15 protein-coding genes are annotated in these 25,634 nt (G+C 70.3%); 5 read left to right on the top strand and 10 right to left on the bottom strand.

What is annotated here, in order from left to right; translation table 11 throughout:
- Window positions 1–33: 33 nt before the first annotated feature.
- From ppdK to C9J87_RS10850, 3 genes are all read right to left on the bottom strand, one after another.
- Window positions 34–2,700 (bottom strand): pyruvate, phosphate dikinase, encoded by a 2,667-nt coding sequence (ppdK, locus tag C9J87_RS10860; RefSeq protein ID WP_107705539.1) that lies wholly within the window; start codon window positions 2,698–2,700, stop codon window positions 34–36.
- Between the two features lie 61 nt (window positions 2,701–2,761).
- Window positions 2,762–3,553, bottom strand: a complete 792-nt coding sequence (locus C9J87_RS10855; protein WP_010832446.1) for an NUDIX domain-containing protein — start codon at window positions 3,551–3,553, stop codon at window positions 2,762–2,764.
- Window positions 3,554–3,581: 28 nt separating this feature from the next.
- Complete coding sequence (locus tag C9J87_RS10850; RefSeq protein ID WP_157953175.1) at window positions 3,582–5,417, bottom strand: multicopper oxidase domain-containing protein; 1,836 nt, start codon at window positions 5,415–5,417, stop codon at window positions 3,582–3,584.
- A 167-nt stretch (window positions 5,418–5,584) separates the two neighbouring features.
- Here C9J87_RS10850 and C9J87_RS10845 point away from each other — a divergent pair, with 167 nt between their 5' ends.
- Window positions 5,585–6,382, top strand: a complete 798-nt coding sequence (locus C9J87_RS10845; RefSeq protein WP_157953174.1) for a hypothetical protein — start codon at window positions 5,585–5,587, stop codon at window positions 6,380–6,382.
- A gap of 27 nt (window positions 6,383–6,409) precedes the next feature.
- Here the strand turns inward: C9J87_RS10845 and glgB are convergent, their stop codons facing one another.
- From glgB to C9J87_RS10820, 5 genes are all read right to left on the bottom strand, one after another.
- On the bottom strand, window positions 6,410–8,299 hold the full coding sequence (gene glgB, locus C9J87_RS10840; RefSeq protein WP_107705536.1) for a 1,4-alpha-glucan branching protein GlgB: 1,890 nt from the start codon (window positions 8,297–8,299) through the stop codon (window positions 6,410–6,412).
- Complete coding sequence (locus C9J87_RS10835; protein WP_107705535.1) at window positions 8,296–9,729, bottom strand: maltokinase N-terminal cap-like domain-containing protein; 1,434 nt, start codon at window positions 9,727–9,729, stop codon at window positions 8,296–8,298. Before C9J87_RS10835 ends, glgB begins: the two co-directional genes overlap by 4 nt.
- Complete coding sequence (gene treS / locus C9J87_RS10830; protein WP_010832451.1) at window positions 9,726–11,435, bottom strand: maltose alpha-D-glucosyltransferase; 1,710 nt, start codon at window positions 11,433–11,435, stop codon at window positions 9,726–9,728. The genes C9J87_RS10835 and treS overlap by 4 nt, the downstream gene beginning before the upstream one ends.
- The gene (locus C9J87_RS10825) at window positions 11,432–13,423 is read right to left on the bottom strand and encodes an alpha-1,4-glucan--maltose-1-phosphate maltosyltransferase (protein ID WP_107705534.1); all 1,992 of its coding nucleotides are present in this window, start codon (window positions 13,421–13,423) and stop codon (window positions 11,432–11,434) included. Before C9J87_RS10825 ends, treS begins: the two co-directional genes overlap by 4 nt.
- A 114-nt stretch (window positions 13,424–13,537) precedes the next feature.
- Window positions 13,538–17,398 (bottom strand): M36 family metallopeptidase, encoded by a 3,861-nt coding sequence (locus C9J87_RS10820; RefSeq protein ID WP_107705533.1) that lies wholly within the window; start codon window positions 17,396–17,398, stop codon window positions 13,538–13,540.
- Window positions 17,399–17,564: 166 nt separating this feature from the next.
- On the opposite strand from C9J87_RS10820, the gene glgP reads away from it, so the two are divergent.
- On the top strand, window positions 17,565–20,150 hold the full coding sequence (gene glgP / locus C9J87_RS10815; protein WP_107705532.1) for an alpha-glucan family phosphorylase: 2,586 nt from the start codon (window positions 17,565–17,567) through the stop codon (window positions 20,148–20,150).
- Between the two features lie 4 nt (window positions 20,151–20,154).
- Here the strand turns inward: glgP and C9J87_RS10810 are convergent, their stop codons facing one another.
- A complete protein-coding gene (locus tag C9J87_RS10810; protein ID WP_036492438.1) occupies window positions 20,155–20,838 on the bottom strand; it encodes an ion channel in 684 nt (227 codons plus the stop codon).
- A 4-nt stretch (window positions 20,839–20,842) separates the two neighbouring features.
- Window positions 20,843–23,020 carry a glycogen debranching protein GlgX gene (glgX, locus tag C9J87_RS10805; RefSeq protein ID WP_036490467.1) on the bottom strand — a complete coding sequence of 726 codons (2,178 nt, stop codon included), beginning with the start codon at window positions 23,018–23,020 and terminating at the stop codon, window positions 20,843–20,845.
- 62 nt (window positions 23,021–23,082) lie between these two features.
- Here glgX and C9J87_RS10800 point away from each other — a divergent pair, with 62 nt between their 5' ends.
- The 3 genes from C9J87_RS10800 (at window position 23,083) to C9J87_RS10790 (ending at window position 25,581) form a co-directional block, all read left to right on the top strand.
- Window positions 23,083–23,886 (top strand): enoyl-CoA hydratase/isomerase family protein, encoded by an 804-nt coding sequence (locus tag C9J87_RS10800; RefSeq protein WP_010832457.1) that lies wholly within the window; start codon window positions 23,083–23,085, stop codon window positions 23,884–23,886.
- Between the two features lie 60 nt (window positions 23,887–23,946).
- The gene (locus tag C9J87_RS10795; protein WP_010832458.1) at window positions 23,947–24,312 is read left to right on the top strand and encodes a hypothetical protein; all 366 of its coding nucleotides are present in this window, start codon (window positions 23,947–23,949) and stop codon (window positions 24,310–24,312) included.
- A 99-nt stretch (window positions 24,313–24,411) separates the two neighbouring features.
- On the top strand, window positions 24,412–25,581 hold the full coding sequence (locus C9J87_RS10790; RefSeq protein WP_107705531.1) for an Ig-like domain-containing protein: 1,170 nt from the start codon (window positions 24,412–24,414) through the stop codon (window positions 25,579–25,581).
- The last annotated feature ends 53 nt before the right edge of the window (window positions 25,582–25,634 follow it).

The raw sequence follows: 25,634 nt of genomic DNA, 5'->3' as shown, positions 1-25,634 counted from the left end.
ACCTCGGTTTCGGCACGGCGCTGGCGCGCCTGCTCAACCAGCGGGCAGCGCCGCGCGACCCGCCTCCAGCCTCGCGACAGGGACGCGGAACGGAGAGCAGGAGACGTAGTCGAGCCCGACCTCGTGGAAGAAGTGGATCGAGGCGGGGTCGCCGCCGTGCTCGCCGCAGACGCCGAGGTGCAGGTCCGGGTTCGCCTCGCGGCCGTCGGTCGCGGCCTTGCGGACCAGCGCACCGACGCCCTCGACGTCCAGCGACTCGAAGGGGGAGACCGGGAAGACGCCCTGCTCGAGGTAGGTGCTGAAGAACGAGGCCTCGACGTCGTCGCGGGAGAACCCCCACGTCATCTGCGTCAGGTCGTTGGTGCCGAAGGAGAAGAACTCCGCCGACCCGGCGATCTCGCCGGCCGTCATGGCGGCGCGCGGCAGCTCGATCATCGTGCCGATCTTGTGCGGGATGGTGACCCCGAGCTCGGTCTCGACGTCGCGGGCGATCTGCTCGATCCGGCCCTTGACCAGGTCGAGCTCGCGCACGCTGGCCACCAGCGGGATCATGATCTCGGGCTCGGCCTGACCACCGTCGCGGATCCGCTCGGCCGCGGCTTCCAGGATCGCGCGCGCCTGCATCGTGAACAGCCCCGGGATGGCGATGCCGAGACGCACACCGCGCAGGCCCAGCATCGGGTTGGACTCGTGCAGCCGCTGGACCGCAGCCAGGAGCTTGCGCTGCCGCTTCTTGCGGTGGCCGTGGATGTCGGCGACCGCCATCGCGACCGAGAGATCGGTGAGGTCGGGCAGGAACTCGTGCAGGGGCGGGTCGATCAGGCGGATCGTGACGGGCAACCCGTCCATCGCCTCGAAGATCTCCAGGAAGTCCTGACGCTGCAGCGGCAGCAGCTCGTCGAGCGCTGCCTTCTGCCCCTCGTCGCCCTCGGCCACGATGAGGTTCTCGACGAGCTGGCGACGTTCGCCGAGGAACATGTGCTCGGTGCGGCACAGTCCGATGCCCTGCGCTCCGAAGCGGCGGGCGCGAGCCGCGTCGTCTGCGGTGTCGGCGTTGGTGCGCACCGCGAGCCGGCGCTTGGAGTCGGCGTGCGCCATCAGCCGGGCGACGGCCTCGACGAGGGGCTCGTCGACCTCCTCGCCCTCGAAGTGGCGCACCACGTAGGAGTCGGCGACCGCGACGGCCCCGTCGAAGACCTCGCCGGTCGACCCGTCGATCGAGATGACGTCGCCCTCGACGATCGTCTTGCCACCGCGGACGGTGAACTCGCCCGCGCGGGTGTCCACGTCGAGCGCCTCGGCGCCGCAGACGCAGGTGCGGCCCATGCCGCGTGCGACCACGGCCGCGTGCGAGGTCTTGCCGCCGCGGCTGGTCAGCACGCCCTTGGCGACCATCATCCCGTGCAGGTCCTCGGGGGTGGTCTCCTTGCGCACGAGGATGACGTCCTCGCCCTGCTCGGCCCACTCCACCGCCGTCGCCCAGTCGAAGACCGCCTTGCCGACGGCCGCACCGGGAGAGGCGTTCATGCCGACGGCCAGCAGCGTCTTGTCCGCCTTGGCGTCGAAGCGCGGGAACATCGTGTTGGCCAGCTGGTCGCCGGTGACCCGCCGCAGGGCCTCGTCCATGTCGATCAGGCCCTCGTCGGCCATGTGTACGGCGATGCGGAACGCGGCTTCGGGAGTGCGCTTGCCGACCCGGGTCTGCAGCATCCACAGCTTGCCCTGCTCGACGGTGAACTCGATGTCGCACATGTCGCGGTAGTGCTGCTCGAGCGTGGACATGATGTCGAGCAGCTGGTCGTGCGATGCCTGGTCGACCTTCGCCATGTCGGCCAGGGACACCGTGTTGCGGATGCCCGCGACCACGTCCTCGCCCTGGGCGTTCTGGAGGTAGTCGCCGTACACGCCCTGGTCGCCGGAGGCGGGATCGCGGGTGAAGGCGACACCGGAGCCGCTGGTCATGCCGCGGTTGCCGAAGACCATCGCCTGGATGTTGACGGCCGTGCCGAGGTCCTCGGGGATGCGCTCCTGGCGGCGGTAGAGGACGGCCCGGTCGGTGTTCCACGAGTCGAAGACGGCCTTGACCGCGAGGTCCATCTGCCGGCGCGGGTCCTGCGGGAACTCGATCTCGGCGTGCTCGCGGATCAACGCCTTGAAGGTCTCGACCAGGGCCTTGAGGTCGTCGACGTCGAGGTCGAGGTCGTCGGTGACGCCCTTGGCGTCCTTGGCGCCGTCGAGCGCGTCGGAGAAGTGCTCGCCGTGGATGCCCAGCACAGTGCCGCCGAACATCTGCAGCAGCCGACGGTAGGAGTCCATGGCGAAGCGCTCGTCCTCGCTCTGGCGCGCGAGCCCGACGACGGACTCGTCGTTGAGGCCGATGTTGAGCACTGTCTCCATCATCCCGGGCATCGAGAACGCCGCGCCGGAGCGGACGCTCACGAGCAACGGGTCGTCGGCGTCGCCGAGGGTGCGGCCCATGTCCTTCTCGAGCTTGGCGAGGTGGTCGTCCACCTCGGCGGCCAGGCCGTCCGGCTCGGTCCCGTGCTGGAGGTAGGCCCGGCAGGCCTCGGTGGTGATGGTGAACCCGGGCGGCACCGGCAGCCCCAGGTTGCTCATCTCCGCAAGATTGGCGCCCTTGCCCCCCAGCAGGTCCTTCTTGCTCTTGTCTCCCTCGGCGAAGTCGTAGACCCAGTTGCTCATACGTTGCATCTTGCCCCCAGGCGAGCCGCTTCGGACAGGGGGTCCGGTCGCGACCGGGTCGTCAGCTGCCGGACTCGGTGTACGTCGACGAGCCGCCGACCCCGCCCAGGACCGCCGCCTCGATCCGCCGTGCCGTGAAGTCCGTCGCACGTTCGCGCACCTGCGCCGGCGTGCAGAACTGTGCGTCGCGGATCTCGCGCTCCTGCTTGACGATCGTCTCGACGATCGCTGCGGCGTGGACCCCGCCGTCGAAGACCAGGCAGATCGCGTCGTCCCACCCTCCCCACGGTGGCAGCCAGTCGGTGAGCAGCAGGTCGCCGGCAGGGATGGTGAGGCCGAGCTCCTCCTCCACCTCGCGGCTGACCGCGAGGCGGGGTGACTCGCCCACCTCGACCACGCCACCGGGCAGGTCCCAGTCGGTCTTGTAGGTGAGCTGGCACACCAGCACGCGCCCGAGCTCGTCGCGGATCAGCATCTGGCTGATCGCCCGCTTGCGCGGCAGGAACGAGTTGAGCAGCGCGCGGAAGCCACCGGGCTCGTCGAGGGGCGCGTCGGTGCTGAGCCGTGCGTAGACGATGCGGTCCACGGCCTCGTCGCCGAGGGTCACTCCGCGCATCACGCCTTCGCGGTGCATCCCGGACCAGGTCGCCACCCGCTGACCGGTCTTGTCGTCGGGGTCGACCCAGACCTCGACGCGGGCGTGCTCGACGAGTGCGGCGCTGACCTCGCGGCGTACGTCCTCGACCGAGTGCTCGTGGCCCCAGGCGAGGCGCGCGATGCCCTCGGCCACCGTGGTCACGTCGATCGGCTGCATCACCCGGTCTTGTCGATCAACGCTGTTCTCCTCGGCCACAGCGCCACCCTAGCGAGGGCTGGGAGGGCTAGCGCACGACGTCGAAGCGCGCCATCATGCCGTGGTCCTCGTGGTCGAGCATGTGGCAGTGGATCATGAACGGTCCGGTGTAGTCCTCGAACCGGGCCGCCACCTCCACGACCTCGCCGGGCTCCAGGCGCCAGGTGTCCTCGAGGCCCTGCTCCCACGGCGGTGGGGCCTTCCCGTCGCGCAGGACGGTGCGCCACTGCTCGGCGTGGATGTGCACGTAGTGGGTCAGGTCGCTGGTGTTGCGCAGGCGCCACCGCTCGACGGTGCCGAGGCGGGCCCGGTGGTCGACCCGCTCCGGGTCGTAGGCGCGCTCGTTGACCGACCAGAAGGTCCCGTGCTGCTTGGTGCCGTCGAGCCCGAACGTCCAGGTCTTCGACACCTTCTTGGGCACGCGCACCAGGTCGGGTGCGGGCAGGCGTGCGGGCAGCCGCGACGGGTCGGCCGCCTCGGCGCCCACCCGGAACTGCATGAGCGCCGCCGCGCGCGCGTCGTCACCGGACTCGCCGGCGGCGGCGGGCACCGAGTCGAGCACGAGGTCGCGGCCGCTGGCCCCGTGGAAGTCGACGATCACGTCCGCGCGCTGGGCGGGGCCGAGCAGCACCCGGTCGCGCACCACCGGCCGCGAGAGCAGGCCGTTGCCGGTGCCGATCTGGAGCAGCGGCCGGCCGTCGGAGAGCCCGATCGAGTAGGCCGAGAAGTGCGACGCGTTGAGCAGCCGCAGCCGGTAGCGCGTCGCGCTCACCGGGAGGTACGGCGCGTGCCGACCGTTCACGAGCACGTGCGTGCCCACCGTGGCGTCGTTGGGCGGCGCGTGCGGCCCGACCCAGGCCATTGCCCCGTGGTGCCCGACCATCCGCGGCCCCTGCGCGAACGGGTTGGTGAGCGCGTTGTCGCTGCGGAAGGACCGGTCGGAGATCATCAGCGGCACGTCGCGGCTGCCCGCCGGCAACCGAAGCCTCGACTCGCTCGGGTCCTCGACCACGAACATGCCCTGCAGTCCGCGCCAGTTGTTGCGAGCCGTCCGGTCCATGCGGTGGTCGTGGTAGAAGAAGAACGAGCTCGGCTCCGGCAGCCCGCCGTAGGTCAGGGGGTAGTCGTAGGTGCGTGACTTCCCGGGGCGAACCAGATGGGTCGTCGGCTGTCCGTCGTGCTCGGGCGCGTGGTGGTCGCCGTGCAGGTGCACCGTCATCGCGCCCGCCTTCCGGGGCAGCTGGTGCACGAACCGCACCCTCGTCTGGCGACCTGCCGGGCGGACGATGGTGGGGCCTGGGTAGCTCCCGCCGTACGTCCACATCCGGGTCGTCGGTCCGGACGCCAGCATCCGCACGCGCGCCTCGCGGATCGGCACCGTGATCCGCGCACCCCGCACCTCCCGGGGTACGGCGAGTGGCTGGTCGAAGGACGGCAGCTGGGGCGTCACCGTCCCGCCGCCGCCCTCGACCCGCACCTGCCCGCGCATCTGCGGGTGCAGCTTGCAGAAGAAGTCGAAGGCGCCCTCGGCCAGCGCCTCCACGCCGGTGATGGTGGCGCTCGTCCCGGCGGCGACGCGCACGTCGAACAGGGGAGCGCCGGCGGCGTCGGTGGCGACCGAGGTGACGGTGTGGTCGAAGGTGTCGAGGTTGACGAGCGTGAGCGAGCCGCCTCCAGCGAGGGTCACCGTGGCGGGGGAGAACGACACCGCGCCGCGGTTCACGACGATCGTGGCGGACCCGGACGATGCGGTGGCACCGGCGCCCGGGGACGATCCCGGTGCGGCCGTCAGGGCGAGCGCGAGCGCGAGCCACAGCAGGCCCAGCAGCCAGGGAGCGCGTCGAAGCCGGTGGTTCGGGATCACCGGCCAGTTATCGCACGCCGAGCGGGGCGCACGGGGCACGAACGGCCCGGCTATACCCCAACGTGGGGATGACGGGCCCCTGCGCCGGTAGAACAGTGATGGGCTCCACTCTCACATCTCAGGAGTCGCTCATGCGGGTTCTCAGCTCAGCACGCGCAGGAATCGCTGTGGCCTGCGCAGCAGTCATGGTGACGGCACCGGTCCTGGTGTCCACCACGGCAACGGCCAGGACGGCCGAGGCCGCAATCCAGTCCATCACCATCAAGGTCGCCAAGCAGGCGATCACGGTCCGCGGGGCCCGTGGTCTGGACGCCGGCCGCGTCAAGGTCAACGTCAAGGGGGCAGGAGCCGCCGAGATCGTCAGGTTCGACCGGGGTTACGAGGACCGGGAGTTCATGAAGGATCTCGCGGCCGCCGGCAAGGGCGACATCAAGGCCCTCAAGCGAGCCATCGCCAACGTCGAGTTCCTCGGCGGCTTCGAGTCGGGTGGCAGCGGGACCGTCGTCCTGCCCGGCGCCGGCGAGTACACCGTCTTCTCCTTCGCGTCCCGCGACCTGGCCCACTTCCGCGCCGGAGCCGTGCGGAAGGCCCCGAAGCCCGACGTTGACGGCAAGATCGTCGCCAGGTCCGGCCCGACGTGGGGCGGCTCGTCGATGATGCCGGCGAAGGGCGCGTTCTGGTTCAAGAACGCCGACCGGACCGTCCCGCACTTCGTGATCCTGCAGCAGGTCGAGGAGGGCACCACGACCGATGAGGTGCTGAAGTTCCTCCAGACCGAGGAGGGCCCGCCGCCGTTCCTCAAGGCCGGCATGGAGACCGCGTCGATCAGCCCGGGTCGCTCGATGACGGTGAACTACGACCTGCCGCCCGGCCAGTACGTGATCATGTGCTTCTTCCCCGATCCCAACATGGGCGGCATGCCGCACGCGTTGATGGGGATGTTGAAGATGATCCACCTGCACTGAGGCCGGCAGGCACCACGGTCGTGAGGATCACCCCTCGTGACGGAACCACACCGTCGCGAGGGGTGGCACCACGATGTCGGCGTAGGCCGGCTGCCCGTTCGTCGCACCCTCGAGCGCGGTGATGCCGCCGAGGTTGCCGACACCCGATCCGGTGTACGCCGCCGCGTCGGTGTTCAAGATCTCCGCCCAGCTCCCGGCCGCCGGCAGGGGGAGCCGGTAGCCCTCGTGCGGGACGGCCGAGAAGTTGGCCAGGCACACGACGTCCGGCTCGCCGGGGGAGCGGCGGACGAACGACAAGAGGTTGCGGTCGGCGTCGTTGGCGTCGAGCCACTGGAAGCCCTCGGGTGAGTTGTCCCGGCCCCACAGCGCGCCGGACGCGGTGTAGGCGCGGTTGAGGTCGCGCACCATCGAGTGCACGCCTGCGTGCTCGGGGTGCTCCAGCAGCCACCAGTCGAGCTCGCGGGACTCGGCCCACTCCGACTCCTGGCCGAACTCGCAGCCCATGAAGAGCAGCTGCTTGCCGGGATGGGCCCACATGTAGGCGAGGTAGGCGCGGAGGTTGGCGAGCTGCTGCCACCGGTCGCCGGGCATCTTGCGCAGCAGCGACCCCTTGCCGTGCACGACCTCGTCGTGGCTGATCGGCAGCACGTAGTTCTCGGTGAAGGCATAGACCAGCGAGAACGTCATCTGGCCGTGGTGGTGGCTGCGCCACAGCGGGTCGTGCGCGACGTAGCCCAGCGAGTCGTGCATCCAGCCCATGTTCCACTTGAAGCCGAAGCCCAGCCCGTCGTCGGAGGTCGGTCCGGTGACGGCCGGCCACGACGTCGACTCCTCGGCGATGGTGACGACCCCGGGCACCCGCTTGTAGACGGTGGCGTTCAGCTCCTGGAGGAACTGCACGGCCTCGAGGTTCTCCCGGCCGCCGTGGACGTTGGGGGTCCACTCGCCGGGCTCGCGGGCGTAGTCGAGGTAGAGCATCGAGGCGACGCCGTCGACGCGGAGGCCGTCGGCGTGGAACTCCTCGAGCCAGTAGAGCGCGTTGGCGTAGAGGAAGTTGCGGACCTCGTTGCGTCCGAAGTTGAAGATGTGCGAGCCCCACTCCTTGTGCCAGCCGCGCTGGGGGTTGGGGTCCTCGTAGAGCGGGGTGCCGTCGAAGTTGGCGAGCGCCCAGTCGTCGGTCGCGAAGTGGCCCGGGACCCAGTCGAGGATGACGCCGATGCCGGCCTGGTGCAGGCGGTCGATGAGCACCTTGAGCCCGTCGGGGTCGCCGAAGCGCGCGTCCGGCGCGAAGTAGGAGGTCACGTGGTAGCCCCACGAGCCGCCGAAGGGGTGCTGCATGACCGGCATCAGCTCGACGTGGGTGAAGCCGAGGTCGGCGAGGTAGGGCACGAGTGCGTCGGCGATCTGGTGCCAGTCGTAGAGCTCGGCCCCCTGCTCGTGCCGGCTGGGGTGCTTGCGCCAGGAGGCGAGGTGCATCTCGTAGATCGACATCGGCGCATCGACCGCGACGGTGGCAGCACGGGCCGCCAGCCACTCCTCGTCGTGCCAGGTGTGGTCGGAGGCCCAGACCACCGAGGCGGACCGTGGCGGCTTCTCGGCGTAGCGGGCCATCGGGTCGGCGTGGTCGACCCAGCTCCCGTCGGCCGTGCGGATGCGGAACTTGTAGTGGGCGCCGACCCCGATGCCATCGACGTGTGCGCTCCAGATGCCGGAGTCGCCGACGCGGACCATGGGGTGCCGGGCGCCGTCCCAGCCGGCCCAGTCGCCGGCCACCTGGACCTCGAGGGCGTTGGGGGCCCAGACCCGGAAGGACACCCCGCTGCCCTCGACCTGGGCGCCGAGCACCTTCCACAGCTCTTCGTGACGACCCTCGTGGATGAGGTGGATGTCGAGCTCGCCGGGGGCTCCGGTGTTCATCGTGACTCCGTCCTGTCCTGGGCCGCCTCGCGGGCCAGGCGGTCGAGTGCATCGAGCGGGATGGCCAGCCAGCCGGGCCGGTTGCGGGCTTCGTAGACGGCCTCGTAGACGGCCTTGTCGGCGACGTGGGCGTCGAGCAGGATCTGCTCCGCGGCGGTGAGCTCGCGCTCGGCGTAGGCCGCGAGGAAGGCGTGGGAGTTGCGCTCGGACCACTCGGCGGCGCGGTACGCCTGCTGGCCCTCCTCGTCCACGTCAGTGTCGAGCGCATAGCTGGTCATCGTCACCGCACGCGGCGCGTAGTCGAAGGAGCGCAGCATCCCTGCGACGTCACGCCACGGCGAGTCGGGCAGGAGGCGCTCGGACAGGGGCTTGGCCGGCTCGCCCTCGAAGTCGACGATCTTCCAGCCCTTGACGGTGCGCAGCGTCTGGCCGAGGTGCAGGTCGCCGTGGATCTGCTGCACGGGCACGTCGGCCAGGCCCGCCACTGCGTCGTACGTCGCCTGCAGGGCCGGCGCATGGTCCGCGAGCGCAGGCACCACGTCGATCGCGGCGCTCAACCGCTCGCGCATCGCCCCGGCCAGGGCGGCCATCTCGTCGGCCGAGCGCACGGACACCGGGAAGTGTGCGGCCAGCGTCTCGTGCGTCTCGGCCAGGGCGCGACCCAGGCGCGCGGCCTCGCCGGCGAAGTCGCCTCCGACCTCGTCGGCGTGCAGGTCGGCCTCGGCGAACAGGTTGCGCACGCTGGCCAGCGCCAGCTCCCAGCCGTCGGTGGCGGTGCGGAGGAACTGCTGGAGCATCGCGAGCTGGATGGTCGAGTCCGTCGTCTCGTCGACGACGTCGAGCCAGCCGAAGAGGGCGGCCACGTGGTCGGAGCCGGCGCGGGTGAGCACCTCGTGGATCGACACGTCGGGATTGACGCCGGGCGTGACCTTGCGGAAGACCTTCATCAGCGAGTCCTCGCCAAAGGCGACCGAGGAGTTGGACTGCTCGCCGGTGAAGAGCGTCGAGTGGGCGTCGGTGTCGAGCTCGTGGCCGGCGACGCGGTGGAACGCGAGCAGGTCGGCGGTGACCTTGCCGTCGGCAGCGGCCGCGAAGGCCTGCAGCCACAGGGCCATCGCCTGCCGGTCGTGCACCGCGTCGTAGGCGACGAGCTCGCGCCCACCCTCGGTGAGGGTGCCGATCTGCGCGTGGTCGAGGCGCTCCTCGCGGTGCGGGTAGAGCGCGAGCGGGACCTGGTAGAACTCGGGGTCGGCGCCGGCCGGCGCATCGGCGTACGAGATCTCCACCAGCTCGATGACGACGGTGAGGTCCGGCGTCGAGCCCGGCAGCGTGCCGACCCTGCGGACCTCGCCGACCTCCCAGTCGCGGCCCTTGCCGCCGAACCAGCGGGCGTGCTCGATGTAGTCCTTCAGTGCCGGGGCAAGCGTCATGCGTGGCCTTCCTCGCTGGGCTGTCCGTCGATCAACCGCATCCAGTAGAAGCCGTACCCGCCGAGCGTGAGGAGATACGGCAGCTCGCCGATCGCGGGGAACGGGACGCCGCCCAGCAGCTCGATCGGGACCATGCCCTCCCACGGGCGCAGGTCGAGCTCGACCGGCTGCGGGAAGCGGGACAGGTTGTTGATGCACAAGATGACGTCGTGCGACCCGTCCGCGTCGACGTGCTCGCGGATGTAGGAGAGCACCGTCGGGTTGGAGCCGCCGAGGTCGGTGAACGTGCCGAGCCCGAAGGCGGGGTGCCGCCGCCGGGCGTGCACGAGTCGGCGGGTCCAGTGCAGCAGCGAGGACGAGTTCTCCAGCTGTGCCTCGACGTTGACCGACTGGTAGCCGTAGACCGGGTCCTGGATCGCGGGCAGGTGGAGCCTGCCGGGCGTGGCCGAGGAGAAGCCCGCGTTGCGGTCGGGGGTCCACTGCATGGGGGTGCGGACACCGTCGCGATCACCCAGCCAGATGTTGTCGCCCATCCCGATCTCGTCGCCGTAGTAGAGCACCGGCGAGCCGGGCAGCGACAGGAGCAGCGCGGTGAACAGCTCCATCCGGTTGGTGTCGTTGTCGAGGAGCGGGGCGAGCCGGCGCCGGATGCCGATGTTGGCCTTCATCCGGGGGTCCTGGGCGTATTCGCCCCACATGTAGTCGCGGTCCTCGTCGGTCACCATCTCGAGCGTCAGCTCGTCGTGGTTGCGCAGGAAGATGCCCCACTGGCAGCCGTCGGGGATCGCCGGCGTCTGTTCGAGGATCTCGGAGATCGGGAACCGCGACTCGCGTCGCACAGCCATGAAGATACGCGGCATGACGGGGAAGTGGAACGCCATGTGGCACTCGGGGCCGTCTTCGTCGCCGAAGTAGGCAACCACGTCGGCGGGCCACTGGTTGGCCTCGCAGAGCAGCACCCGACCGGGGTAGTTGGCGTCGACGAACTGGCGGCAGCGCTTGAGGAACTCGTGGGTCTCGGGGAGGTTCTCGCCGTTGGTGCCGGGGCGCTCGAAGAGGTAGGGCACGGCGTCGAGGCGGAAGCCGTCCAGGCCCATGTCGAGCCAGAACGCCATCGCCTCCATGATCGCTTCCTGGACCTTGGGGTTGTCGAAGTTGAGGTCGGGCTGGTGGTGGAAGAACCGGTGCCAGTAGTACTGCTGGCGCACCGGGTCCCACGTCCAGTTCGACGGCTCGGTGTCGACGAAGATGATCCGCGCGTCCTGGTAGAGCTCGTCGGTGTCGGACCACACGTAGAAGTCGCCGTAGGGCCCGGTCGGGTCCTGGCGGCTGGCCTGGAACCACGGGTGGGCGTCCGAGGTGTGGTTCATGACGAAGTCGATGATCACCCGGATGTCGCGCTTGTGGCACTCGTCGAGGAACTCGTGGAAGTCCTCGGTCGTGCCGCACTCGGGAAGGATGTCGGTGTAGTCGGCCACGTCGTAACCGCCGTCGCGCAGGGGCGAGGTGAAGAAGGGCGGCACCCACAAGCAGTCGACGCCGAGCCAGTGGAGGTAGTCGAGCTTCTCGATCAGGCCCTTGAAGTCACCGGTCCCGTCGCCGTTGGAGTCGCGGAACGAGCGGACGAGCACCTCGTAGAAGACCGCGGTGCGGAACCACTCCGTGTCGGTGCCCGTGTTCAGGATCTGGGTGGCGTCACTGCTCAACGGGGGTTCCTCACGGTCAGGATGTGGGCGGGTTCGGTGCCGGGGTCGAGCCGGACGTAGTTGTCGGTGCTCCAGGTCCAGTCCTCGCCGCTGAGCTCGTCGTGCACGGCGAAGGACTCCTGCCCCTCCAGGCCGAGGGCGGCCAGGTCGAGGTGCACCATCGTCTCGCGGGTGCCGTGCGGGTCGAGGTTGACCACCACGATCACGACGTCGTCGGGCTCCCCGGCGGTCGAGCCCGTCGAGACCTTGGAGAAGACCAGCACGCTGTCGTCGTCGCTGCCGTGGACCGTCAGGTTGCGCAGCAGCTGCAGCGCCGGGTGGGCACGACGCAGGGCGTTGAGCCTGGTGATGTACGGCGCCAGCGACCGCCCGTCGGCATCCGCCTGCTTCCAGTCGCGGATCCGGATCTGGTACTTCTCCGAGTCGAGGTACTCCTCGGACCCCGGGCGCACCGCGACGTGCTCGAACAGCTCGTAGCCGGCGTAGACGCCCCAGCTCGGCGAGCCGCAGGCGGCCAGCACCGCGCGGATCTTGAACGCCGCGGGACCGCCGTACTGCAGATAGGCGTGCAGGATGTCGGGGGTGTTGACGAAGAAGTTGGGCCGCATCAGGTGGTCGGACTCGGTGGCCACCTCGGTGAGGTAGGACGCGAGCTCGGCCTTGGTGGTGCGCCAGGTGAAGTAGGTGTAGCTCTGGTGATAGCCGACGGCGCCCAGGCCGTGCATCATCGCCGGGCGGGTGAACGCCTCGGACAGGAAGAGCACGTCGGGGTCGGTGCGGCGGACCTCCTTGAGCAGCCACTCCCAGAAGGCCAGTGGCTTGGTGTGCGGGTTGTCGACGCGGAAGATCCGCACGCCGTGGGACATCCAGAGCCGCACGACGCGCAACACCTCGCGGCAGATGCCGGTCGGGTCGTTGTCGAAGTTCATCGGGTAGATGTCCTGGTACTTCTTCGGCGGGTTCTCCGCGTAGGCGATCGTGCCGTCGGCGCGAGTGGTGAAGAACTGCGGGTGGCTGGTCACCCAGGGGTGGTCGGGCGCCGCCTGCAGGGCGAGGTCGAGCGCGACCTCGAGCCCGAGCTCCGCGGCGCGGGCGACGAACGCGTCGAAGTCCTCGAAGGTGCCGAGCTCGGGGTGGATCGCGTCGTGCCCGCCGTCCTTGCTGCCGATGGCCCACGGCGACCCGGTGTCGTCGGGACCCGGGGTGAGGGTGTTGTTGGGGCCCTTGCGGTTGACCTCGCCGATGGGGTGGATGGGCGGCAGGTAGACCACGTCGAAGCCCATCGCCGCCACGGCGTCGAGGCGCTCGGCCGCGGTCCGGAAGGTGCCGGACGTGATCCGGCCCGTCTTCTCGTCCTGCGTCGCACCCTCGGAGCGCGGGAAGAACTCGTACCAGGAGCTGAACAGGGCGCGGTTGCGGTCGACCTGGAACGGATAGGGGCCCTCGTGGGTGACCAGCTCGCGCAGCGGGTGCCGGGTGAGCACGTCGACCAGCTCGGGGCTCTGCAGCGCCGCCAGCCGGGCCGCGACCGGGCGCGTGTCGTCGGCCGCCGCGTGGGCGCCGCCGCTGAGGATGCCGACCTCGCGGTCATCCAGGCCACCGCCGGCGATCACGCGGTTGAGCAGCAGGCGCGCCTCGGTGAACATCAGCTCGACGTCCACGCCCGCCGGGACCTTCAGCCCGGCGTCGTGCTCCCAGGTCGCGAGCGGGTCGGACCAGGCCTGGATCTCGAAGCTCCAGGCGCCCTCGACGTCAGGGGTGACCCACGCCTCGTAGCGGTCGGGCACCTCGGCGTGCTTCGTCATCCGGACCGGTGGGCGCTTGGTCCCGCCCGGGTCGGTGAGCACGACCTCGGCGCTCAGCTGGTCATGTCCCTCACGGAAGACGGAGGCACGGATGGGCAGGGGCTCGCCGATGGTCGCCTTGGCTGCGTGACGGCCAAGGTCGACGACGGGGGAGACGTCCATGACGGGGATACGGCCAACCATGCGTCCACACTTGCGACTCGGCGGGCCGCACGCAAGCCGGGGACATGCAGCGACGGCGGGGCGGCCCTCCCGAGAGGCCACCCCGCCGTCGTGACGGGTCGGAAGTTGCGCTGGTCAGCGCACCGTGATCCGCAGCGTCCGCGAGCGAGCCGGCTCGACCGCGTCGCGATCGGCCGGACGGAAGAGCACCACGAGCTTGTGGGTGCCCGGCGCCAGCCGGCGCTTGATCAGCGACGTCAGGCGCAGCGAGGAGGCATCCGCCTTCCGGTAGGTCCGGCCGTCGAGCTTGACCACGAACTTCCCGAGCACACCGGCCTGCTCGCCCGGCAGGACGAGTCGCGCGACGAGCTTGGGCGCAGCGTTGCGCGACGTCTGCACGGCGCGGAACAGGCGCACCTTCAGTCCGGTCTCGACCCGCGAGGTGCTGGTGCTCTCACCACTGGTGGGAGCAGCCGTGGTGGCCCCTGCCGAGGGCGTCGGCGACGCGGTCGGCGTGGACAGGTCCGACGCCGGCGGCGTGGTCGGGGACTGTGATCCCGGACCGCCCGGCGCCTTCGTCGCCGTCGTGAAGACCTGCAGCTCGGAGGCGTGCACGATGGTGCCGCGGTCCGAGGCAGTCTTGCAGTCGGTGTCGTTGGTCGGGTCGTTGTCGAGCTCGCCGGAGTAGCCCGCCTGGCCCGTGCACTGGTTGTGCAGGGTGACGAGGCGTACGGCGGCGGCCTGGGTGTCCGGCACGTCGAACTCACGCATCGTGAGGTCGGGGGCGACCGGACGGGGCAGCACGCTCGGGAACGCGTCGGCGGGCGAGGTGTAGAACCGTGTCCACGTGGCGGCGGGCGTCTCGCAGCTCGCCGTGCACGCCTCGAGGGCGAACTGGCGCAGGGCCGTGAACCGCGAGCCGGAGTCCGGGTCGTCGACCGCCAGCAGCGGCAGCTCGTTGGGGTCGGCGGGCGCCGGGTTGAGCATGGCGCTCACCTGGACCCGACGCACGGTCTGCTGGTCACCGGCGAGGTCGATCGACACCGACGGGTTGGTCTCGTCGACGTTGCCCTCGGTGACCCCTCCCCAGTTGGTGGCCTCGGTGCCGTCGATGAGCTGCTCGGCGTTGAGCGATCCCTCGGTGGCGCCGATGACCTTGGCGCCGGCAGCCGCACCGGCGACGTTGAGCTCGTCGGCGACCTTGACCGTCCGCGCCTTCGCGCCGTCGACCGTGAGGGTGAAGCGGGTGAAGCCGCGGTCGGCCGAGACCGCGAGCATGCGGTAGGTGCCCGGGGTCAGCTCGGCGGTCGCGCCCAGGGGCGTGTCCCCGATCGTGTCGGCGATCGGCGTGGCGCGGGCCTCGTAGGTGCCGACGTAGATCTTCGAGGGGCTCCCGGTCTGGAAGGTGACCGGGGCGTTGGGTGTCATCGCCGCGGCGAAGCTCGGGGTCGGCTCGTGGGAGTCGGCGTCGGGGGTGACCGCGTCGCGACCCATGCCGCGGCGGGCGAAGGCCTGCCACATCACGGCCTTGTCGGCACCGGCGAAGCGCATCTGGTCGGCGGCGAGCATCGCGTCGCGGGCGTCGAGCATCGACGTCGCGCCCTGCTGGAGCAGGAACGAGTCGAACATCAACTGGAGCCAGCGCCGGTTGCCCGGGCACTGCGCGACGGGCGTCATCGGCCGCGTCGGGTCGACACCCGACTGGGCGCAGGAGAGCTGCAGGGTCTTGTCGGAGGAGGGGTACACGGCGTCGTACTTCTCGACCAGGGCCTGGCGGACCTCCCACTGGGTGCCGTTCCAGATCTCGCCGTCGGCGTGGACCTCGGGACCGGTGCTGTCGAAGCCGTAGTCGGAGTAGTTGAGCGGGTTCTTGTCAATGGAGTAGTCGCGGATCGCGACGTCCTTGTTGCCGGTGGCGTAGACGCCGACGGCCCAGACGTTGCCGCCGTTGGAGTAGTCGTGCTCGTAGTGGTACTCGGCGGCGACCAGGTCGCTCCACGACTCACCCATGGCACCACCCTGCTCGGAGGACAGGCCGTCGTCGGGCCCGCCGACCATGCGGTTGCTGATGGCGTGGGTGTACTCGTGGCCGACGATGCCCATGTCCAGGCCGCCGTCGGTGCACGGGGCGTAGAAGGCGCCGGCGATCGGCTGGAAGAGGTACTGGTTGGTGATGCCGGGCGTGCCGTCCTGCAGCGTGATCTGGTTGGCGTTGTCGCGACCGAGGTAGGTCGGGGTGCCCCCGGTCAGGGCGCCGGCCTGGGCGTTGCCGACCTCGGGGTCGCCACCGACGCCGCCGCGCCCGCCGTTCTCCTGCTGCATGTTGTAGTTGCGCTCGGTGAAGCCGAGCTGGTAGCTGAAGTCGTGCATCCGGTTGTGGGCCACGAACAGGTTGGCCACCGACGCGTCGATGTCGTTGCCGCCCGGATGCAGCTCGGTCGGGTCGCACTTGGAGTTGTTCCAGGCGTCGGTGAACTCCGCGGTGTACTCACGGGTGGGGGAGACCGGCGCCTGGAAGAGGCCGCCGGGGGTCAGCGGGCTGACCCAGGCCTCGTGGGTGTTGGCGTTGTTGCCGATCGTGGTCGACGTCGGCACGTTGCCGCCCAGGACGGTGTCCCACGGTCCGAACGCAGACGAGGTCGCGAGGGCTCCGGGCGGGGTGTCGCAACCCGCCTCGGACGTCCAGCAGCCGACGACCGAGTTGGTCGGGACCTGCTCGGGGGAGTCGAGCGTCGGGTTGGCGGGGAAGTAGCGCCACCTCGGGTTGAGCTGGAGGTCCGCAGGCGAGGGAGCGGCCTGGTCGCTCGTGTAGACGCCGAGGGTGTACTGGCCCACGACCGCCGAGGCGGCGTCGAAGGGGCAGACCTGGATCGTGTAGGTGCCGGCCGGGATCGAGTCGGCGGAGTAGGTCATCAGCTCGGGGCTGGTGAGCAGGTCCTGGTCGACCAGCAGTGCGCCGGACGGGTCGAAGAGCTTGACCGTCACGTCGTCGACGGGAAGTGCCGCAGCGAGGGCGTTGATCGACTTGGTGGCGTCGTCGGTCAGCTCGAAGGCGTGCTTGGGACCGCAGGCGATCGCGGTGAAGGAGCCGGTGAAGACGTTCTGGTAGGACTCGTTGTCCACCTGGTTGCGGCGCACCAGAACGGCTCCGGTCACGGCGTCGACCAGCACGGTGTGGGCGAGGGCGTCGCCGGCCTCGGAGTCGACGACGTTGGCCTCGAGGACCGGGCGGACGCTGCCGTCGGCCAGGGCGAGGGCGCGCAGGCGGACCTGCTGCTGCTGGGCCAGGCCCGGGACCGAGAAGGTCGTCCAGTCACCGGGACGAGCACCCTTCACGAGGTCGGTGATCGTCGCGGCGTCCGTGACGCGGCCGACGTTCGCGGCGGCCTTGAGCCAGCCCTGGAGGGGCGTGAGCACCGCGGCGGGGGGAGTAGCGCTGGTGCGCACCAGCGACGACGACGCATAGGCCACCTGGCCGCCGGCGACGCCGAGGGTGACCATCCCGCCGGTGGCGGGGACGAGGGAGCCGTGCTTCTGGCGGAACAGGATCGCGCGGACGCCGTCCCCTGCACCGGCGAGCTGCTGGGCGTTGACGAGCTCGAGCCCGTCCACCTGGGCGGCGCTGAGGCCGAAGACGGCGGAGTTCTGGCGCAGCCACGTGCGGGCACCGTCGGCCGGCGCACCCGGCGCCGCGCCGAGCGAGCCGTCGGCCGGGAGCAGCGAGGAGGGGGTGCCGAAGGAGTTCCAGCGGACGGTCACGTCGCCGAGGGCGTCGGCGGCGTTCTTCTGCGCCGCCGTCGGGGCGGCGGTGCCGCGGGTGTCGAGGTCGGCCAGGCCCGCGACGGGGTCGCCGAGGGTGCGGATCGAGTCGACGTCGAGGGTCGGCGGGGCAGCAGGGCTGCCGGAGGCCGGGAGCTGGGTGAGGCCGGCCAGCAGGCCGAGAGCCAGCAGGCCGGCGAACCGACCGCTGCGGCGGGGGGTACGAGAACGGGTCATGCGGCCTCAACTCCCGGACAGGGTCCGGAGTTACGACCCAATTCCCGGACGAATTCAGGCGCGCGTGCGCCTGCGGGCCAGAAACAGCCCGATCAGCCCGGCGTGGACCCGGGGTCACCGGCAAGAAATTGGAACGATCAAGCGTTGGTGGGCTACGGTCGGCCGGGTGCGAGCGATTCGACGATTCACCGTCCGTCCTGTCCTGCCCGAGGCCCTGGCCGGCCTGTCCACCCTGGCCGGCAACCTGCGCTGGTCGTGGCACCCGGAGACGCAGGACGTCTTCGCCTCGATCGACCCGGAGCTGTGGGCCGAGGTCAACCACGACCCGGTCCGCATGCTCGGCGCGGTCGGTCGTGAGCGGCTCGACCAGCTCGCCGGTGACGAGGAGTTCCTCGGCCGGTTGCGCGCGGCCGGGGAGTCGCTCGAGCACTACCTGACGGGCGAGCGCTGGTATGCCCGCAAGGCCGGCGACGACGCGCCGCGCTCGATCGCCTACTTCTCGCCGGAGTACGGCATCACCGCGGTGCTGCCGCAATACTCCGGCGGCCTCGGCATCCTGGCCGGCGACCACCTCAAGGCGGCCTCCGACCTGGGCATCCCGGTCGTGGGGGTGGGCCTGTTCTACCGCCACGGCTACTTCAAGCAGTCGCTCTCGCGTGAGGGCTGGCAGCAGGAGACCTATCCCGTCCTGGACCCCGACGAGCTGCCGCTGTCGCTGCTGCGCGAGGCGGACGGCTCCCGCGCGATCGTCTCGATCGCCATGCCGGGTGGCCCCGACCTGCTCGCCCGCATCTTCGTGGCCGACGTCGGCCGGGTGCCGCTGCTGCTGCTCGACTCCGACATCGAGGAGAACCCGCAGCACTACCGCGACGTCACCGACCGGTTGTACGGCGGGAACTCCGAGCACCGGCTGCGCCAGGAGCTGCTCCTCGGCGTCGGCGGAGTACGTGCCCTGCGGGTCCACTCGCGGCTCACCGGTGCCCCGGCCCCCGAGGTCTTCCACACCAACGAGGGCCACGCCGGCTTCCTGGGCATCGAGCGGATCCGCGAGCTCACCCTCAGCGAGGGCGGCCCCGGCCTCGACTTCGACACCGCGCTCGAGGTGTCGCGGGCCGGCACCGTCTTCACCACGCACACCCCTGTCCCGGCAGGCATCGACCGCTTCCCGCGCGAGCTGGTCCAGCAGTACTTCGGCGGCGGTTCCTCGCCGACCCCGGGCGTGCCCGCCGAGCGGGTCCTGGCACTGGGTGCCGAGGACTACGAGGGCGGCGACGCTGGCGTGTTCAACATGGCGGTGATGGGCTTCCGGCTGGCGCAGCGCGCCAACGGCGTCTCCGAGCTGCACGGCCACGTCAGCCGCGGCATGTTCAACGGGCTGTGGCCGGCCTTCGACGAGGCAGAGGTGCCGATCGGCTCCATCACCAACGGCGTGCACGGCCCGACCTGGATCGCGCGCGAGATCTTCGACCTGGCGACCGAGCTCGGCGCCGACGTCGACAACGACGACACGGACGCGCTCTGGCCGCTGATCGACCAGCTCCCGGGCAAGCGGCTGTGGGACCTGAAGCGGACGCTGCGCGCGCGGCTCGTCGACGACGCCAGGGCCCGGCTGGCCAGGTCCTCGGCCAAGCGCGGCTTCGCGCCGGCCGAGCTCGGCTGGATCGAGACCGCGCTCGACCCCGACGTGCTCACGATCGGCTTCGCCCGCCGGGTGCCGTCCTACAAGCGGCTGACGCTGATGCTGCGCGATCCCGAGCGGCTCACGCGGCTGCTGCTCGACCCCGAGCGCCCGATCCAGCTCGTCATCGCCGGCAAGTCGCACCCCGCCGACGACGGCGGCAAGAAGCTGATCCAGGAGCTGGTGCGCTTCGCCGACGACCCGGCGGTCCGGCACCGCATCGTGTTCCTGCCCAACTACGACATCGCCATGGCCCAGCCGCTCTACCCCGGCTGCGACGTCTGGCTCAACAACCCGCTGCGTCCCTACGAGGCGTGCGGCACCTCCGGCATGAAGGCCGCCCTCAACGGCGGGCTCAACCTCTCCATCCTCGACGGCTGGTGGGACGAGTGGTACGACGGCAACAACGGCTGGGCGATCCCCTCGGCCGACGGGATCGACGACGTCGACCGTCGTGACGACCTCGAGGCCGACGCGCTCTACGACCTGCTCGAGCACGAGGTCGCGCCGCGGTTCTACGACGTCGACGCCGAGGGGGTGCCGACCCGCTGGCTGGAGATGGTCCGGCACACGCTCAAGTCGCTCGGGCCCAAGGTGCTCGCCACGCGCCAGGTGCGCGACTACGTGCGCGAGCTGTATGCCCCGGCGGCGCACACCTCACGCACCCTCAACGCCGACTACCACGGTGCCCGCGAGCTCGCCCAGTGGAAGCAGCGCGTCCGGGCGGCCTGGCCGTCGGTGCGCGTCGAGCACGTGGAGTCCGGCGGCGTCGGTGACGCCGCCGAGGTCGGCGCGACCCTCGCCGTACGCGCCTTCGTGGCGCTGTCCGACCTGGGCGTGGACGACGTCGAGGTGCAGGTCGTCCACGGGCGCACCAGTGCCGACGACGAGCTGCTGGACGCCGCCACGACCGTCATGCACGTGAGCGAGTCCTACGACGGCGACCGGCACCGGTTCGACGCCGACGTCGCGCTCGACCAGTCCGGGCCGTTCGGCTACACCGTCCGGGTCGTGCCCCGCAACGCCGCCTTGGCGTCCGTCGCGGAGATGGGCCTGGTCGCCACGCCCGCCTGAGCGATCAGTCGGACTTCGGGGCCCGCATCGCCGTCCGGGTGACGGTGAGCGCGATCATCCGCGCCACCACGAGGGCGAGGTAGAGCATCCCGGCGATCTGCTCGATCATCACGAACGAGCGCGCGTGCGGCCGGACCGGATAGATGTCGGACAGGCCGGTGCTGGTCATGGTGGTGACGGAGAGGAAGAGCATCTCGAACCAGGCCCTGGCGTCGAGCGGGTTGCCGACGACCGAGAACGAGCCGGGCCAGACGATGTCGACGGCGAGGTAGACGTAGGCGAAGCCCCAGGCCACGACGGTGAAGGTCGCGCCGGTCGCATAGAGCTCGTCGGTGGTCACGACGTGGTCGGCGAACATGTACCTGAGCAGCGCGTAGGCGGTGTAGAAGTAGAAGACGGCGTGGGAGACCGACGACCACAGCACCACCGACTCGACGCCGGGGGAGACGGCCTCCCAGATGGTGAGGACGACCACAGGCAGGCCGAGGATCGCCGAGACCCAGTTGAGTGCCGGGGTCATCCGCACCGCCATCACGGCCAGCACGAGCACGAGCAGCGCGAAGGTGGAGAACACAGCCCGGCCGAGCGGCGCGTCCCCGAGGAACGGGTAGATGACGATGCCCAGCAGCTGGACGATGAGCAGATCGGCGCACGGGTGCTTCACGACCGGGATGCGTCGCCAGTTCATCACGTCACTTCACCTCGCGCAGGACGATGACGGAGCGGGCCTCCTGGGTCATCGTGCTGCCGGTCTCGACGAACGTCCCGACCGGGTTGCCCGGGTCCGTCGAGAGCACCACCTCGCCGGAGTGCACCCAGTCGTTCTTCGGCAGGGTCACCTCGACGTCGTGCGCGCAGGCGCTCAGCCAGATGACGAACGACGCGTCGCGGAGCTGCTCGCCGTGCGGGCCGGGGGAGCGCAGGGGGTCGCCCGAGACGAACATCCCGACGACCTGCAGCCCGTCGTCGTGCCAGTCGTCGGCCGTCATCTCGCGCCCGGTCGGGTGCAGCCACACGAGGTCCTTGGGCCCGCCCTTGATCGTGGGCCGTCCCTCGAACCAGTGCCGCTGCCGCAGGGCCGGGTGGTCACGCCGCAGCCGCAGCGCGGTCTTGGTGATCTCGTAGACGTCGAGCCACGCGTCGTCGGGTCGCCAGTCGATCCAGGAGATCTCGTTGTCCTGGCCGTAGGCGTTGTTGTTGCCGCGCTGGGTGCGCCCGCGCTCGTCACCGGCGGTCAGCATCGGCACGCCGTTGGAGAAGCACAGCGACACCATCAGGTTGGCGGCCTGGCGACGGCGCAGCGCGATGATCTCGGCGTCGTCGGTCTCGCCCTCGACGCCGCAGTTCCACGAGCGGTTGTTGTCGGTGCCGTCGCGGTTGTCCTCGCCGTTGGCCTCGTTGTGCTTGTCGTTGTAGGAGACGAGGTCGCGCAGCGTGAAGCCGTCATGGGCGGTGATGAAGTTGACCGAGGCGTACGGCGAACGGCCGTCGTCGGCGTACAGGTCGCTCGACCCGGCGATCCTGGTGGCGACGGTGCGCACCCCCGAGGTGTGCCCGCGCCAGAAGTCGCGCATGGTGTCGCGGTACTGGTCGTTCCACTCCACCCACGGCGGCGGGAACTCGCCGACGCGGTAGCCATCCATGGAGGCGTCCCACGGCTCGGCGATCAGCTTCACGTGGCGCAGGACGGGGTCCTGGCCGATCGCGGTGAGCAGGTGGCTGCCCATGTCGACCTGCTGGTCGGTGCGGGCCAGCGCGCTGAGCAGGTCGAAGCGGAAGCCGTCGACGTGCATCTCGTTGACCCAGTAGCGCAGCGAGTCGAGGATCATCCGCAGGCTCTGCGTGTGGGTGGCATCGACGGTGTTGCCGCAGCCGGTGACGTCCCAGTAGGTGTCCGACGGCGCCTCGGCCAGCGCCTCCACCACGTTGTCGGCGTTGACGCGCTGGTAGTAGCCGAGGTCGTCGAGCCCGCGGAAGGACAGCGTCGGACCGAGCGGCCCGGCCTCGGCGGTGTGGTTGTAGACGACGTCGAGGATGACCTCGAGACCTGCCTCGTGGAAGGCCTTGACCATCTGCTTGAACTCACGCACCTGCTCGCCGCGATCACCCGAGGCGGAGTAGGCGTTGTGGGGCGCGAAGAAGCCCAGCGAGTTGTAGCCCCAGTAGTTCACCAGCCCGCGCTCGGCCAGCGACGGCTCGGAGAAGAACTGGTGGATCGGCAGCAGCTCAACGGCGGTGACGCCGAGGTCGCGCAGGTAGTCGGTGACGGCCGGCGTCGCCAGTCCCGCATAGGTGCCGCGCAGCTCCTCGGGGACCCGGTCGTGCAGGGCGGTCATGCCCTTGACGTGGAGCTCGTAGATCACCGAGTCGCGCCACCGGCGCCGCTGCGGGACCTCGCCGCCCCAGTCGAACTCGTCGTTGACCACGACGCTGCGCGGGACGTACGGCGCCGAGTCGAGCGTGCTCCGTTCCTCGGGCTCGCCCAGGACGTAGCCGAAGATGGCGGGCTCGGGGGTGAGGGTGCCGGAGACGGCCTTGCCGTAGGGGTCGAGCAGCAGCTTGTCGGCGTTGAACCGCAGACCCCGCGTCGGGTCCCACTCGCCGTCCACGCGGTAGCCGTAGCGGGTCCCCGCGGCCAGACCGGGCACTGCGCAGTGCCAGATGCCGAGGGAGTGCTCGGTCAGCTCGATGCGCTGCTCGGTGTCGTCGCCCTCGTCATCGGAGAACAGGCAGACCCAGGCGGCGGTGGCGCGGGGGGCATAGACGGCGAAGTTGGTCGACTCGGCCGACCAGGTCGCGCCGAGCGGCCAGTTGCGCCCGGGCCAGACCATGGTCGTCTCGCCTGCGTGGTTCCACATTCCAGGTGTCACCCGGGCATTGTGCCCGCACCCCGCATGGACGCGGGAACGGACCTGAGGATAGGAATGCCCACATGAGCGACGCGAACCAGGACAGCACGCAGGATTGGGTCCGGCTGGAGGTGGCCGACGGCGTCGGCACCATCCGCCTCGACCGACCGAAGATGAACGCCATCAGCTTCGCCGTACAGGCCGGGCTGAAGGCCGCCGCGGAGGAGGCGACCGAGCGTGACGACGTCAAGGCGGTCGTGCTCTACGGCGGCGAGCGGGTCTTCGCGGCCGGCAACGACGTCAAGGAGATGCAGGACCTGGCCTATCCCGACATGGTCAAGGCCGCCGCGTCCGTCCAGGGAGCCGTCACGGCCATCGCGCGGATCCCCAAGCCGGTCGTGGCTGCCGTGCGCGGATATGCGCTCGGCGGCGGGTGCGAGCTCGCGCTGGCCGCCGACATCCGGATCGCCGCCACGGACGCCACGTTCGGCCAGCCCGAGGTCCTGCTCGGCATCATCCCCGGCGCCGGCGGCACCCAGCGGCTCTCGCGGCTGATCGGCCCCAGCAAGGCCAAGGACCTGATCTTCACGGGCCGCTTCGTCAAGGCCGACGAGGCGCTGGCCCTCGGCCTCGTCGACCGGTTGGTCGAGCCGGACGAGGTGTACGCCGCTGCGCTGGCCTGGGCCGGACAGTTCTCCGGAGCTGCCGGCCTGGCCCTCCGGGCGGCCAAGACGTGCATCGACCGGGGACTGGAGACCGACCTCGACACGGGCCTGGAGATCGAGCAGCTGCAGTTCGCGTCAGTTTTTGCGACCGAGGACCGTGCCATCGGCATGCGCTCGTTCGTTGAGAGCGGGCCGGGCAAGGCGACGTTCGTGTCCCGGTAGCGAACTCACGACCACAAGCAGCACGTAGTAGGACCCGAACACCCCGACGGAAGGACGCACGTGGCCAAGGAAAAGATCGACACCGAGGACAACAGCTCGACCCGCAGGTCCCGCGCAGCGGGGGCCACCTCCGCAGTGCGCGCGCGCATCGCCCAGGTGGTGTGGCTGATCTGCGTGCTGGCCGCGCTGACGCTCGCGCTCGGTGCCCTGCTGATCGCGCTGAAGGCCAACCGTGCCAACGACCTGGTGCAGTTCGTGCTCGATGCCGCCAATGCCGTCGACCTCGGTGTCTTCGACAAGAACGAGGGCATCAAGCAGTTCACCGGCTCCAACGCCGAGACCAAGAACGCGCTGTTCAACTGGGGCCTCGGAGCGATCGCCTGGCTGGTCGTGGGACGCATCCTGGATCGGATCATCCGCCCCTGAGGGTGTTTCCTCCCCTGACGACGATGTGCCTATGGTCGATGGAGCTCGGGCCCGCCCCGAGTGATCGCTGGACACACCATCTCTCGAGGGGGACATTGCATGTCTGCATCCATCCGCACCAAGCACGCCCTGGCCACCGGGCTCGCCGTCGTGCTCAGCGGCGGCGGCCTCGCGGTCGTCGCCGCACCGGCGCACGCCGAGACCGGGCCGGTCTCCTACACCTGCCCGGTCCTCGGCACGGACTACCAGGTGAGCGTCAACACCGACAGCACCGCCCCTGCCAAGATGTACGTCGGTGACACGGCCAACGCCGTCTTCGACTCCGACGTGGTGCTGCCGCCCGAGCTTGCCAAGCTGGCCTACGAGGATCTGCAGGCCCGGTCCTTCGACGGCACCGTCGCCGCCCAAGGCACCTTCTCCGGCGCGGCGTTGACGGTCACTGAGACGATCCCGACGACCTCCCTGGGTGACCAGACGACGACACCGGCGCCGGTTCTGTTCACGGCCACCTCACCGGCCACTCCGCTCAAGGCGACCCTCGCAGGTGACCTGGCCCTCGAGGCCGGCAACCTCGTGGCGACGCTCAACTTCACGAAGCAGGACGGCACGCAGCAGGTGGTGCCCATCTCCTGCTCCGCTCCCAAGGTCAACGGCAAGCCACCCGTCGTCGACACCGTCGTCGTGGTCTCCAAGTCGAGCACCGCGCTCACGCTGAGCCGCACCCGAGCCGGCTACGGCGCCCCCGTGACGGCCACCGCCAAGGTGAGCACACCCGGTGGCACGCCCGCGGGCGACGTCACGTTCGTCGTCGACGGCGTGTCGACCAAGGTCCAGGTCAAGGACGGCGCGGCCTCCCTGGTCATCAACCAGGCCGCGGTGGGCGACAACCCGGTCAGTGCGACCTTCACGCCGAAGGACACCACCCACTACGAGGGCAGCTCGGCCACCCCGGTCAACCTCGAGGTGACCAAGGCGGCCACGTCCACCCGGGTCAAGATCATCGGCAAGCGGGTGGGCGAGCGCACATCCGCCAGGATCAAGGTCGTCGGCATCAACAAGACGGTGCCGACCGGGAAGGTCAAGCTCGTGCTGCGCAAGGCGGGCAACAAGGGCTTCCACAAGGTCCGGCGGGGCACGCTCGCCAAGGGCACGCGCGGCTTCAACCTGGCTCGCCTGGGCAAGGGCAAGTACAGGGTCGCGGTGAAGTACAAGGGCGACAGCAACCACCGCCGGTCCAAGACGGTCAAGCGGTTCCGCGTCCGCCGCTGACGCGGCCGCGAGGCAACCAGCACGATCACGACGCCGCCCGGAGCACTGCTCCG

The sequence above is a fragment of the Nocardioides allogilvus genome (assembly GCF_003047285.1).
In the GTDB taxonomy this organism is placed as follows: domain Bacteria; phylum Actinomycetota; class Actinomycetes; order Propionibacteriales; family Nocardioidaceae; genus Nocardioides; species Nocardioides allogilvus.
Note: the sequence above shows the minus strand (reverse complement) of the source record. Positions and strands in the feature narration are given on the sequence as shown.